Raw genomic sequence first — 12,734 nt, forward strand, 5'->3', positions numbered from 1 at the left:
TCTCAGCGGCGCCGGGCCCGGAACACCAGCGTGCGATACGGCAGCTCGACCGTCTCCCGCCCGGCCAGGTCGGGGTGCTCCGCGAGCAGGCCGCGTACCTCCCGGTCCACCGTCGCCTGGCGCTCCGGATCGGCCGTCAAGTAGTAGGAGCGGGTGCGGATCATCCCGACCACCTCGTCGGGCGTGAGCGTGGTGTGGTGCTCGAAATCGCCCAGCTCCACCGCGTCGAAGTCCGGGCCGAAGTCGGTCACCGACCCGGTCAGATTGGAGGTGTTGTCGCCCAGGTGGGCGATCCGTCCCAGCTCGCCCACCCACTCGACCCGATCGTCGCGCACGTTCCAGATCGGGGCGAACGTCCCTCCCGCCCGGAGCACCCGGGCGATCTCAGGATGCGCCCGCTCCCGGTCGAACCAGTGGTACGCCTGCCCCACCACGACCGCGTCGGCGGTCCCGTCGGGCAGCGGGATGGACTCCGCGCCGCCGGCCAGCGCGGTGGCACCCGGCGTGGCGGCCTCCAGTTGGGCGCGCATCCCGGGGTCGGGCTCCACCGGGGTCACCTGGTGGCCGAGGGCGAGCACCCCGCGGGTGAGGATGCCGGTGCCCGCGCCCAGGTCGACAACCCGGGCCGGGACCGGGACGCCGTCCAGCGCCCACCGCACCGCGTGCCTGGGATAGCGGGGTCGGAACCGGTCGTAGTCGGGCGCCGCCGCTCCGAACGAGAGGGCCTGAGTGTGATCCGCCATGGCGGGCAGGTTATCCGGTAACGGCCACCTGGGCGCTTGAGTACGCTCGGGGGCTGACCCCGCCGAAATCTCCTTCGTTGAGGAAGCGTGCCGTGACCGAGCAGAACGCCGTGCCAGTTGACCCCGCCGACGACCTTCCCGAGCAGATGAAGGTCCGCCGGGAGAAGCGGGACCGGATGCTCGCCGACGGCATCGAGCCGTACCCGGTCGGTTTTCCCCGGACCAGCACGCTGGCCGAGATCCGTGCGAGGTACGCCGAACTGCCCACCGACACCGCCACCGGCGACCGGGTCTCGGTCACCGGCCGGGTGATCTTCGTACGGAACACCGGCAAGCTCTGCTTCGCGACCCTTCGCGACGGCGACGGCATCGAGTTGCAGGCGATGCTCTCGCTGGACCGGGTCGGCGCGGAGCGGCTGGAGGACTGGAAGCGCCTGGTGGACCTCGGCGACCACGTCGGGGTGACCGGCGAGGTGATCACCAGCCGGCGCGGTGAGCTGTCGGTGCTGGCCGACGAGTGGGCGGTGACCGCCAAGGCGCTGCGTCCGCTGCCGGTGGCGCACAAGCCGCTCTCCGAGGAGGCCCGGGTCCGGCAGCGCTACGTCGACCTGATCGTCCGGCCGCAGGCGCGGCAGATGGTCCGTACCCGGGCCGCGGCGGTGCGCAGCCTGCGCGATTCGCTGCACGGGCAGGGGTTCATCGAGGTGGAGACGCCGATGCTGCAACTGCTGCACGGCGGTGCGGCGGCCCGCCCGTTCGTGACCCACAGCAATGCATTGAGCACGGATCTGTATCTGCGAATCGCGCCGGAACTGTTTCTGAAGCGCGCCGTCGTGGGTGGTGTCGATCGGGTCTTCGAGATCAACCGCAACTTCCGGAATGAGGGCGTCGACTCATCGCACTCGCCGGAGTTCGCGATGCTGGAGACCTACCAGGCGTACGGCGACTACGACACGATGGCCGAGTTGACCCGCAATCTCGTGCAACAGGCGGCGATCGCGGTCAGCGGCTCGACGGTGGTGACCCACGCGGACGGACGTGAGTTCGACCTGGGTGGCGAGTGGCGGTCCGTGACCCTGTTCGGCGTGCTTTCCGAGGCGCTGGGCGAGGAGGTCACCGTGCGAACCGACCGGTCCCGTCTGGTGGAGTACGCGGACAAGGTGGGATTGGCCGTGGACCCGAAGTGGGGCCCGGGCAAGTTGGCCGAGGAACTGTTCGAGGAACTGGTGGTTCCCGGCCTGGATGCGCCCACCTTCGTCCGCGACTACCCGGAGGAGACCAGCCCGCTCACCCGGGCCCACCGCAGTGAGCCGGGGCTGGCCGAGAAGTGGGACCTCTACGTGCTCGGATTCGAGCTGGGCACGGCGTACTCCGAGCTGGTCGACCCGGTGGTGCAGCGGGAGCGGCTGGTGGCGCAGGCGCAGCTCGCCGCCCGCGGCGACGACGAGGCCATGCGCCTGGACGAGGACTTTCTCCGGGCCATGGAGTACGGAATGCCGCCGGCCGGTGGCATGGGAATGGGAATCGACCGGCTCTTGATGGCGCTGACCGGCCTCGGAATTCGGGAAACGATCCTCTTCCCGTTGGTCCGTCCGGAGTAGTAGTCGGCAGGCCGTGCCGGGTCGCTACCGCATCCTATTGACGCGGCGAGCAGCGAGCGGGTTATTGTGCTCTCGTTAGCAGGAGCACCCTGCTCGAAAGGAATGTGGGACGTGGCCAAGCAGATCATTCACAAGCTGGTCGATGACCTGGACGGCGGGGACGCTGACGAGACTGTCAAGTTCGCCCTCGACGGCGTTCAGTACGAGATCGACCTGTCCGCTTCCAACGCCGCGAAATTGCGCGACGTATTCGCGCCGTACGTGGGTGCCGGCACCAAGGTCGGCCGCGGCGGCGTGGTGGTCGGTGGTCGGGCCGCCCGTGGTCGCGGAGGCGCGACCGCCGACCGGGAGCAGAACAAGGCGATCCGGGAGTGGGCCAAGAAGGCCGGCAAGGACATCTCCGACCGGGGTCGTATCCCGCAGGAGATCGTCGACGAGTACCACGCCAAGCGCTGAGGCGGGCAGACCTCGCAGTGGCGACATCGACGCCGGGCCGGAGCATTTCTCCGGGCCGGCGTCGCCGTATCCGCTCCGGGCGGTCCGTCGCCCCGCCGGCGGCTCTCGGGCCAGTGCGGGGCGGCTCCCGGGCCCGGGAAGGATTCCGCACCGGGCGGCGTTGTCCACAACCGGTGGAGCAACCATCCACAGCCTGTGGAAAACCTTCCCCCAACGACCGGGCGCGGCCTCGACGCCGGCGCCGGTCCGCCCTTTCGGGGTCGTCCGGAACATTCCGGGCCCGCTGGAAGGCTCCCGTCGCGCCGGTCGGATTTCGCTCTGCGCGTAGCGACAGGGGTACCGGAACACCTCCTGAGCGCGGACGGTTGTGTAAAACGACGTGGAACCGACCCGTACCCGAGACACACGACCTCAGCTGAGTCGGTCAGCGACGATAGAGTAAGGAGGCACGGACGCCCGTCCCGGACGTTCGTGCACCGGCCCCGCCAAGATCTTGACCATCAAGGCGCACGGCACGTGAGGAGCACGAGGGCATGTTCGAGCGGTTCACCGACCGAGCGCGACGGGTTGTCGTCCTGGCCCAAGAAGAGGCCCGGATGCTCAACCACAACTACATCGGTACGGAACACATCCTGCTGGGCCTGATCCACGAAGGTGAAGGCGTCGCGGCAAAGGCCCTGGAGAGCCTCGGCATCTCCCTGGAGGGCGTCCGCCAGCAGGTCGAGGAGATCATCGGCCAGGGCCAGCAGGCGCCGAGCGGGCACATCCCGTTCACGCCGCGGGCCAAGAAGGTGCTGGAGCTGTCCCTGCGCGAGGCGCTGCAGCTCGGCCACAACTACATCGGCACGGAGCACATCCTGCTCGGTCTGATCCGCGAGGGTGAGGGCGTCGCCGCCCAGGTGCTGGTCAAGCTCGGTGCGGACCTCAACCGGGTCCGCCAGCAGGTGATCCAGCTGCTCTCCGGCTACCAGGGCAAGGAGCCGGCCGCGGCAGGCGCCGCGCCGGGTGAGGCCGCGCCGTCGACCAGCCTCGTGCTGGACCAGTTCGGCCGCAACCTGACCCAGGCCGCCCGCGAGGGCAAGCTCGACCCGGTCATCGGGCGCGAGAAGGAAATCGAGCGGGTCATGCAGGTGCTCTCCCGCCGTACCAAGAACAACCCGGTCCTGATCGGTGAGCCCGGCGTCGGTAAGACCGCCGTGGTGGAGGGGCTGTCCCAGAAGATCATCAAGGGCGAGGTGCCCGAGACGCTCAAGGACAAGCAGCTCTACACGCTCGACCTCGGTGCGCTGGTCGCCGGTTCCCGCTACCGCGGTGACTTCGAGGAGCGCCTGAAGAAGGTGCTCAAGGAGATCCGCACCCGCGGCGACATCATCCTGTTCATCGACGAGATCCACACCCTGGTGGGTGCGGGTGCCGCCGAGGGCGCGATCGACGCGGCGAGCATCCTCAAGCCGATGCTGGCCCGTGGTGAGCTGCAGACCATCGGTGCCACCACGCTCGACGAGTACCGCAAGCACCTGGAGAAGGACGCCGCTCTCGAGCGTCGTTTCCAGCCGATCCAGGTGGGTGAGCCGTCGCTGGCGCACACCATCGAGATCCTCAAGGGCCTGCGGGACCGCTACGAGGCGCACCACCGCGTCTCCATCACCGACGCCGCCCTCGTCGCCGCCGCGACGCTGGCCGACCGGTACATCTCCGACCGCTTCCTGCCGGACAAGGCGATCGACCTGATCGACGAGGCCGGTGCCCGGATGCGGATCCGTCGGATGACCGCGCCGCCAGACCTGCGCGACTTCGACGAGCGCATCGCCCAGGTGCGTCGCGACAAGGAGTCCGCGATCGACGCGCAGGACTTCGAGCGCGCCGCCCAGCTGCGCGACAAGGAGAAGCAGCTCCTTGGCCAGAAGGCGCAGCGGGAGAAGGAGTGGAAGGCCGGTGACCTGGACGTCGTCAGCGAGGTCGACGACGAGCAGATCGCCGAGGTGCTCGGCAACTGGACCGGCATCCCGGTCTACAAGCTGACCGAGGAGGAGACCTCGCGCCTGCTGCGCATGGAGGACGAGCTGCACAAGCGCGTCATCGGCCAGGAGGACGCGGTCAAGGCGGTCTCGAAGGCGATCCGGCGTACCCGCGCCGGCCTGAAGGACCCGAAGCGTCCGTCGGGCTCGTTCATCTTCGCCGGCCCGTCGGGTGTGGGTAAGACCGAGCTGTCCAAGGCGCTCGCCGAGTTCCTGTTCGGCAGCGAGGACGCCCTCATCCAGCTGGACATGTCCGAGTTCCACGACCGCTACACGGTCTCCCGGCTGGTGGGTGCCCCTCCCGGCTACGTCGGCTACGACGAGGGTGGCCAGCTGACCGAGAAGGTCCGCCGTCGGCCGTTCTCGGTGGTCCTCTTCGACGAGATCGAGAAGGCCCACCCGGACGTGTTCAACACGCTCCTGCAGATCCTCGAGGACGGTCGACTCACCGACGGCCAGGGTCGGATCGTGGACTTCAAGAACACGGTCATCATCCTGACCACCAACCTGGGCACCCGCGATGTCGCCAAGGCGGTGTCGCTGGGCTTCCAGCAGTCGGAGGACTCCGAGTCGACCTACGACCGGATGAAGCAGAAGGTCAACGACGAGCTCAAGCAGCACTTCCGGCCTGAGTTCCTCAACCGGATCGACGACACCATCGTCTTCCACCAGCTGCGTCAGAACGAGATCCTCTCGATCGTGGACATCATGATCCAGCGGATCGAGGGCCAGCTGCGCAACAAGGACATGGGTCTGGAGCTGACCGACAACGCCAAGAAGTACCTGGCCGCGAAGGGCTTCGACCCGGTGCTCGGTGCCCGTCCGCTGCGTCGCACGATTCAGCGCGACATCGAGGACAACCTCTCCGAGCGGATCCTGTTCAACGAGCTGACCCCGGGTCAGATCGTGGTGGTGGACTGCGAGGGCGACCCGAACGACATCGACAAGTCCAAGCTCGTGTTCCGTGGAGCGGACAAGCCGGTGGAGGTTCCGGACGCCGTCCCGGCCGACCTGGGCGGCACGGCCGCCACGGGGGCGGACGACACGGCGGCGTAACGCCGGACAACTGTGCCAGGGCGACGGCCCCGGTCGGCGAGAGCCGACCGGGGCCGTCGCCTTGTCTCACCTGGCGGTGGCGCGCTGCTGAAGCCGGTCGCGCCGCGCCGCGTCAGGCGGTCGTTCCGAGGCCGGTGAGCGGCACCGGTGGGCCGTCGCCGACCAGCCGGAAGGACGCCTCGCCGACCGGCTCCACCAGGCCGTCGGTGACCAGCCCGGACAGGGCGCGGGCGCGCTGCACGTCGTCCACCCACACCTGGTCCAGCCGCTGGTGCGGCACCGGTCCGGTCGACTCTCGCAGGACGGCCAGGAGCAGGCCGCGAACCTGCCGGTCGGTGCCCGCGTACCGCTGCGGTCGGCGGGTCGGCCCGGCCGGCGCCTCCTGCCCGGAGGCCCGCCAGGCGCAGACCGACTCGACCGGGCAGGCGGTGCAGCGCGGTGAGCGGGCCGTGCAGACCACCGCGCCCAGTTCCATGAACGCCGCACTGGCCAGCGCGGCGGCGGCCGGCTCGGCCGGCAGCAGCTCCTCGGTGGCGACCAGGTCGGCCGGCCGGGTGACCGGTCCGGCGTCCGGCTCGCCGGCCACCGCCCGGCTGACCACCCGGCGCACATTGGTGTCGACCACCGGGTGTCGTTGGCCGTAGGCGAACGCGGCGACCGCCCGGGCCGTGTACGTGCCGACCCCGGGCAACGCCAGCAACTGGTCCAGCCGGTCCGGCACCGCGCCGCCGTGCCGGTCCACGATGGCCACCGCGCAGTCGCGCAGCCGCACCGCCCGGCGGGGGTAGCCGAGCCGTCCCCACATCCGGATCGCCTCTGCCGGGCTGTCCGCGGCCAGCGCGGCCGGGTCGGGCCAGCGGGCGAGCCACGCCTGCCAGGCCGGTACGACGCGGACCACCGGCGTCTGCTGGAGCATGACCTCGCTGACCAGGATGGCCCAGGGGCTGACGCCGGGCTCCCGCCAGGGCAGGTCGCGGGCGTTCTCCTCGTACCACCGGCTGACCAGGGTGGCGAAATCGGGTTGAGTCATCGCGCCGTCGATGATGTCACGGCGCGCGTTCCCGCTGGATGGGCGGCCTGGGCGGGGCGGCGCCGGCGTACCCGGCGGATCGGGCAGAATGCCCGAATGAACGAGCTCGCGATCACCGTCATCGGCCGGGACCGGCCGGGCATCGTGGCCGACGTCGCCGAGGTGCTGGCCCGGTTGGGCGCGAACCTCACCGACAGCACCATGACCCGGCTGCGGGGGCACTTCGCGATGACCCTCATCTGCACCGGGCCGGCCGCCGCCGACGTCGAGGCCGCGCTCGCGCCGCTCTGTGCCGAGGGCCAGCTGCTGGCGACGGTACGCGCGGTCACCCCGGACGGCGAGGTCGCGCCGGCGGGCGAACCGTACGTGATGGCGGTGCACGGCTCGGACCGGATGGGCATCGTGGCGGCGATGACCCGGGTGCTGGTCGACGCCGGCGGTAACGTCACCGACCTGAGCACCCGGCTGGCCGGCTCGCTCTACGTGGTGCTGGCCGAGGTGGAGCTGCCGCCCGGTGTCGCCGACGCGCTGACCGAACGGCTGCAGCGTACGGCCGCGGAGCTGGGCGTCGAGGTCACCCTCCGGCCGGCGGACCCGGATCTGCTGTGACCGGCGGGGTGAACGGGCCGGAGAGCGGCCGGGACGTCGCGGAGTACGTGGGCCTGGGTGACTGGACGCCGGAGGCGTTGGCGGCGCCGGGCGAGGTGCGGCAGGTGGTGGCGGCCCCGCATCCGGTGCTCAGCCGGGCCGGCGGCGACGTCGACCCCACCGCCGCGGAGACGGTACGCCTCGCCGCCGACCTGGTGGCCACCATGCGGATCTCGCCGGGTTGCGTGGGCCTGGCCGCCCCGCAGATCGGGGTGGGTGCCCGGGTCTTCGCCGTCGACGTGACGGGGCACCCGAAGGCGGTGACCGTGCACGGCACCTTCGTGCTGTGCAACGCGCGGGTGGTCGAGGCGAGCCGGTGGAAGGCGGGCCGGGAGGGGTGCATGTCGGTGCCCGACCTGACCGGGGACGTCAAGCGCGCCAGCCGGCTGGTGGTGGAGGGTGACCTGCCGGGCAGCGGCGAGCCGGTCCGGCTGGTGACCGACGGGTTCGAGGCGCGGGCGTTGCAGCACGAGATCGACCACTGCGCCGGGTTGCTCTTCCTGGACCGGGTGGCCGGGGCGCACGCCGTCTACCAGCGCAAGGTCTATCTCTGAGCGACGGTGGGGCGGTGCCGTCCACCGTCCTCAGTGGAGATCCGATCGGCCGTGGTGGCCGGTGTTCCGGCGCGTCGCGCGGAGCTGGTGGGAGTGCGCCGCTACGGTGGGGGGCATCATGCGTCTGACGGTCGGCCCCCTGCCCCCCACCGTGTACTGGCGGCGTCGCGCCGTCGTACTCGGAGCGGGGCTTCTGTTCCTGATTGTCCTGCTCTATTCCTGCACCGGTTCAGGCCGCTCGGGCGGCCGGCCGCAGGCGGGCACGACGCCGTCGGCGACGCCCACGTCGGCCGCCGGTCCGAGCCCCACCGGGTCGGTGCTCACCCCGCAGACCGGTGGGGCGGCCTCGCCGCCCGCCGGTGCCGGGGCGACCGATCCCAGTCCCGAGACGACCAGCAACGTCGTGCCCCCGGCCGCGGCCGGCGGACCGGTGGACGACGGCACCTGCACCAACGCGGAGATCAGTGTGGTCCCCGTGGCGGCACCCGCCTCGGTGCCCCGCGGTGGAGTGGCCGATCTCAGCCTCAAGATCAAAAATACGTCGAACCGGACGTGCAGCCGCGACGTAGGCGCCGACCTGCAGGAACTGTTCATCAAGTCCGGCGCCGAGAAGATCTGGTCCTCCGACACCTGCGGCAAGGTCAAGGGCTCGGACGTGCAGACCTTCACCCCGGGCTTCGTGCGCTCCTACCAGATCGGCTGGAACGGGCGCGACACCAGCCGGTGCGACGGCAACGGCCTCGCCGCCGGGCCGTTCGCGCCCGCGGGCACGTACCAGGTCTTCGCCCGGGTCGGCACCAAGCTGAGCGAGCCGGTGAAGCTCACCGTCACCGGCTGAGCCGGATCAGACGTACCGCTCTAGGATGGACGCCTCGGCGAGGCGGGAAAGCCCCTCCCGGACCCCGCGGGCCCGGGCGTCGCCGACCCCCTCGACGGCCTGCAGGTCCTCGACGGTCGCGCCGAGCAGCCGCTGAAGGCTGCCGAAGTGCACCACCAGCCGGTCGACCACGGCCACCGGGAGCCGGGGCACCTTGGCCAGCAGCCGGAAGCCCCGCGGGCTGACCGCCGCGTCCAGCGCGTCGGACGCGGCCGGGTAGCCGATCGCCTTGGCCACCGAGACCAGGTCGATCAGCTCGGTGGCGCCGAGGAGGTCCAGCTCGACCAGCGCCTCGTCCAGGGTGCGCGACTTGCGGCCGACCGGGAGGTAGTCCCGGATGACCAGCGTCCGGTCGGCGTCCACGCCCGCCATCAGCTCGTCGAGCTGGAGGGCGAGCAGGCGACCGTCGGTGCCCAGCTCGACCACGTAGCCGGCGATCTCGTCGGCGATCCGGCGGACCATCTCCAGCCGCTGCACCACCGCCACCGCGTCCCGCACGGTGACCAGGTCCTCGATCTCCAGCGCGGAGAGCGTGCCGGAGACCTCGTCCAGCCGCAGCTTGTACCGCTCGAGGGTGGCCAACGCCTGGTTGGCCCGGGAGAGGATCGCGGCCGAGTCGTCCAGCACGTGCCGCTGGCCATTGACGTAGAGGCTGATGATCCTCATCGACTGGCTCACGGAGATGACCGGGTAGCCGGTCTGCCGGGCCACCCGCTCCGCCGTGCGGTGCCGGGTGCCGGACTCCTCCGTCGGGATGGACGGGTCGGGCATCAGGTGCACGGCCGCCCGGACGATGCGGGTGCCGTCGCTGGAGAGCACCACGGCGCCGTCCATCTTGCACAGCTCGCGCACCCGGGTCGCGGAGAACTCCACGTCGAGCGGGAAGCCGCCGGTGCACAGCCCCTCGACCACCTTGTCGTAGCCGAGCACGATGAGCGCGCCGGTGCGGCCACGCAGGATCCGCTCCAACCCGTCGCGGAGCGCGGTGCCGGGCGCCATCAGGGCGAGATTGGCCCGGAGCGGGTCCCCGGCGCCGCCGGGGCCTGCGGCGACGCTCACGCTGATCGGGCGGGTGGGCGAGCCCACGCCACCGGTGCGGGCGTGGGGCGGCGCGCCGGCAGGCTTGGTGGTATCGCGGTCGATCGGCACGGGCACAGTCTACGGACTGCCGTGCGGTGGGTGCTGTCGTGGTTACTGTGATGTGTCACGATGTCGCCTTCCGAGGCGCTCGCCAGCTGCGGTGTGCTGTCCGGTATCGCCCCCGTGGTGCCGTCCGGCCGGGACGGTCGGTCACTCGGCGGACGCACGAGCGGCATGATGCAGCGCCGACCGGACGTCGGTGACCTCGATCACGCGTATCTGCTCCGGACCCGCCCCGGTGCTGGCCGGGCCACAGCCGGAGGGCACGAGGGCCACCTTGAAGCCCAGCCGGGCCGCCTCGGCCAGCCGGCGTGGCACCGCCCCGACCCGGCGGACCTCACCGGTCAACCCCACCTCGCCGATCGCCACCAGGTGCGGCGCGATGGCCAGGTTGAGCCCGCCGGACGCCACCGCCAGCGCGACCGCCAGGTCGGCTGCCGGCTCGACCACCCGGATGCCGCCGACCGTGGCCGCGAAGACCTCCCGGTCGTGCAGGGTCAACCGCTCGGTGCGGCGCTGCAGCACCGCCAGCACCATCGCCAGGCGGGCCGAGTCGAGCCCCGAGACGGTACGCCGGGGTGACCCGGCCACCGTGGCGCCGATCAGCGCCTGCACCTCGGTGACGAGGGCACGCCGCCCCTCCATCGCCACCGTCACGCAGGTGCCCGGCACCGGCTCGGAGTAGCGGGTCAGGAACAGCCCGGACGGATCGGCGAGGCTGCTGATGCCGCCCTCGTGCATCTCGAAGCAGCCGACCTCGTCGGCCGCGCCGAACCGGTTCTTGACCCCGCGCACCAGCCGCAGCGACGAGTGCTTGTCGCCCTCGAAGTGCAGGACCACGTCGACCAGGTGCTCCAGCACCCGGGGGCCGGCCACCTGGCCGTCCTTGGTGACGTGACCGACCAGCACGGTGGCGATGCCACGCTCCTTGGCGACGGCGACCAGCGCGGCGGTCACCGCCCGGACCTGCGTCACCCCGCCGGGCACCCCCTCGGTGCCGGTGGTGGAGATGGTCTGCACCGAGTCGAGCACCAGCAGGCCCGGCTTGACCGCGTCGAGGTGGCCGAGCACGGCCCCGAGGTCGCTCTCGGCGGCGAGGTAGAGCTGGTCGTGCAGGGTGCCCATCCGCTCGGCGCGCAGCCGGACCTGGCTGACCGACTCCTCGCCGCTGACGACGAGCGACGGGCTGCCGGCGCCGACCGCCCACTGCTGCGCCACGTCGAGAAGCAGCGTGGACTTGCCCACCCCGGGCTCGCCGGCGAGCAGCACCACCGCGCCGGGAACCAGGCCGCCGCCGAGCACCCGGTCGAGCTCGCTGACGCCGGTGGGCCGGGCGCGGGCGGGGGCGGCGCTGATGGTGGCGATCGGCCGGGCCGGCTCGGCGGGCAACCGGGAGCTGACAACCCGACCGGAGACGGTCGGGCCGGTCACGGTGGACTCGATCACCGAGCCCCACTCGCCGCACTCCGGGCAGCGCCCGACCCACTTGGGTGGCTGGTGGCCACAGGCGTCGCACTCGTAGGCCGGGCGCGGCTCGCGCGCGGCGGACCGACCGCGGGTGCCGCCGCCCGCGCCGGCGCGCGGAGTGGTCGATCGGGGAGTGGTCACATCAGGACGCTAGCCCTCGCGTACGACGAAAACACCCCGGCGTGGTGGTTGCCACGCCGGGGTGTCGTCGATGCTCTGGTGGGTCAGCCGCCGTGGCCGGTGCCGCCCTCGGTGCCGCCCTCGTCGCCGTAGCCGCCCTCCCGCTCGACGATCGGAGAGCTGCGGGGCGCCGGGGTGAGCGGCACCGCGATCGGCGCGGGTCCGGTGACGGTGTTGCCGTTGCCGAAGTCGAAGGTCACGAAGACGTTCTGGCCGGAGCGCAGCGCCTCGGTCAGCCCGATCAGCCGCAGCTGCTGCGGGGCCTCGGTGTTCAGCTGGATGTAGCTCTGCGGCGCCAGCTCGATCCGGGCCGGCTGACCCGGGGTCGAGGGGCTGGCCGAACCGGACGCGCGGGCCGATTCCGGCGCGGACGGCGTGGCCGACGACGACCCGGTCTCGGACGGGGTGGCCGACGGGCTGGCCGAGCGCGACTCGGACGTCGACGGGCTGGCCGAGGCGGACTCGGACGGGCTGGCGGAGGGCGACTCGGACGTGGACGCCGACGGGCTCAGCGGGCCGCTGCCGATCACGACCTCGCGAGCGCTCTGCGTGGTGACCGTGACGGTCACGGTGCTCTTCGAGTCGTTGTAGATCACGGCGTTGAGGATGGCGTCCTGGCCGGCCTTGTAGCCCTCGGTGCCCGGGTACTCGACCAGCAGACCGCGCACCGAGTAGTTGTTGTTGCCCGCGGACAGGTTGACGCCCTGGACCGACGGCTCCTTGTTGGCGGTCTCGGCGATCTGGCCGGCGCCGCACCCGGACGCCAGCAGGCTCGTGGCCGCCGCCATCCCGGACAGCAACAGGGCCACCCGCCGGGAACCCCTGATCGAGCGCGTCACGTCGGTCCTCCTCGTCACGATCCCCACCCGGCCGCTCGCCGGGCACGGTGGCCATACCCGCGCAGACCGCGCTCCAGGGTAGTTGGGGCTGATCGAGGCCCGCACGCCGACCCGGTAATGCCACC

General features: G+C 71.7%; 11 protein-coding genes. 6 read left to right on the plus strand and 5 right to left on the minus strand.

Annotation, left to right across the window (positions count from 1 at the left end):
• Positions 1–2: 2 nt before the first annotated feature.
• Entirely contained in the window at positions 3–743 is a 741-nt protein-coding gene (locus tag ACFOW4_RS17830; RefSeq protein ID WP_377529074.1) for a class I SAM-dependent methyltransferase, read from the minus strand.
• A 92-nt stretch (positions 744–835) separates the two neighbouring features.
• Here ACFOW4_RS17830 and lysS point away from each other — a divergent pair, with 92 nt between their 5' ends.
• The 3 genes from lysS (at position 836) to ACFOW4_RS17845 (ending at position 5,874) form a co-directional block, all read left to right on the plus strand.
• The gene (gene lysS, locus ACFOW4_RS17835) at positions 836–2,344 is read left to right on the plus strand and encodes a lysine--tRNA ligase (protein ID WP_377529076.1); all 1,509 of its coding nucleotides are present in this window, start codon (positions 836–838) and stop codon (positions 2,342–2,344) included.
• A 111-nt stretch (positions 2,345–2,455) separates the two neighbouring features.
• On the plus strand, positions 2,456–2,800 hold the full coding sequence (locus ACFOW4_RS17840) for an Lsr2 family protein (protein ID WP_377529078.1): 345 nt from the start codon (positions 2,456–2,458) through the stop codon (positions 2,798–2,800).
• Between the two features lie 533 nt (positions 2,801–3,333).
• Positions 3,334–5,874: an ATP-dependent Clp protease ATP-binding subunit gene (locus ACFOW4_RS17845; protein ID WP_377529080.1), complete on the plus strand. Its 2,541-nt coding sequence runs from the start codon at positions 3,334–3,336 to the stop codon at positions 5,872–5,874.
• Positions 5,875–5,986: 112 nt separating this feature from the next.
• Here ACFOW4_RS17845 and ACFOW4_RS17850 read toward each other — a convergent pair whose 3' ends face one another.
• The gene (locus ACFOW4_RS17850) at positions 5,987–6,904 is read right to left on the minus strand and encodes an A/G-specific adenine glycosylase (protein WP_377529082.1); all 918 of its coding nucleotides are present in this window, start codon (positions 6,902–6,904) and stop codon (positions 5,987–5,989) included.
• Between the two features lie 96 nt (positions 6,905–7,000).
• On the opposite strand from ACFOW4_RS17850, the gene ACFOW4_RS17855 reads away from it, so the two are divergent.
• From ACFOW4_RS17855 to ACFOW4_RS17865, 3 genes are all read left to right on the plus strand, one after another.
• Positions 7,001–7,513 (plus strand): glycine cleavage system protein R, encoded by a 513-nt coding sequence (locus tag ACFOW4_RS17855; RefSeq protein ID WP_377529084.1) that lies wholly within the window; start codon positions 7,001–7,003, stop codon positions 7,511–7,513.
• Positions 7,510–8,106, plus strand: coding sequence for a peptide deformylase (locus tag ACFOW4_RS17860; RefSeq protein WP_377529085.1), 597 nt, complete (start codon positions 7,510–7,512; stop codon positions 8,104–8,106). Before ACFOW4_RS17855 ends, ACFOW4_RS17860 begins: the two co-directional genes overlap by 4 nt.
• Positions 8,107–8,224: 118 nt before the next feature.
• The gene (locus ACFOW4_RS17865; protein WP_377529087.1) at positions 8,225–8,944 is read left to right on the plus strand and encodes a hypothetical protein; all 720 of its coding nucleotides are present in this window, start codon (positions 8,225–8,227) and stop codon (positions 8,942–8,944) included.
• Positions 8,945–8,950: 6 nt separating this feature from the next.
• On the opposite strand, the gene disA is transcribed toward ACFOW4_RS17865, so the two are convergent.
• The 3 genes from disA to ACFOW4_RS17880 all read right to left on the minus strand — a co-directional run bounded on the left by disA (position 8,951) and on the right by ACFOW4_RS17880 (position 12,609).
• Positions 8,951–10,132 carry a DNA integrity scanning diadenylate cyclase DisA gene (gene disA / locus ACFOW4_RS17870; RefSeq protein WP_377529089.1) on the minus strand — a complete coding sequence of 394 codons (1,182 nt, stop codon included), beginning with the start codon at positions 10,130–10,132 and terminating at the stop codon, positions 8,951–8,953.
• A 141-nt stretch (positions 10,133–10,273) separates the two neighbouring features.
• Complete coding sequence (radA, locus tag ACFOW4_RS17875) at positions 10,274–11,731, minus strand: DNA repair protein RadA (protein WP_377529091.1); 1,458 nt, start codon at positions 11,729–11,731, stop codon at positions 10,274–10,276.
• Between the two features lie 83 nt (positions 11,732–11,814).
• Positions 11,815–12,609 (minus strand): hypothetical protein, encoded by a 795-nt coding sequence (locus ACFOW4_RS17880; RefSeq protein ID WP_377529092.1) that lies wholly within the window; start codon positions 12,607–12,609, stop codon positions 11,815–11,817.
• Between the last annotated feature and the right edge of the window lie 125 nt (positions 12,610–12,734).

Source organism: Micromonospora sp. GCM10011542, from assembly GCF_042650685.1.
In the GTDB taxonomy this organism is placed as follows: Bacteria; Actinomycetota; Actinomycetes; order Mycobacteriales; family Micromonosporaceae; genus Micromonospora.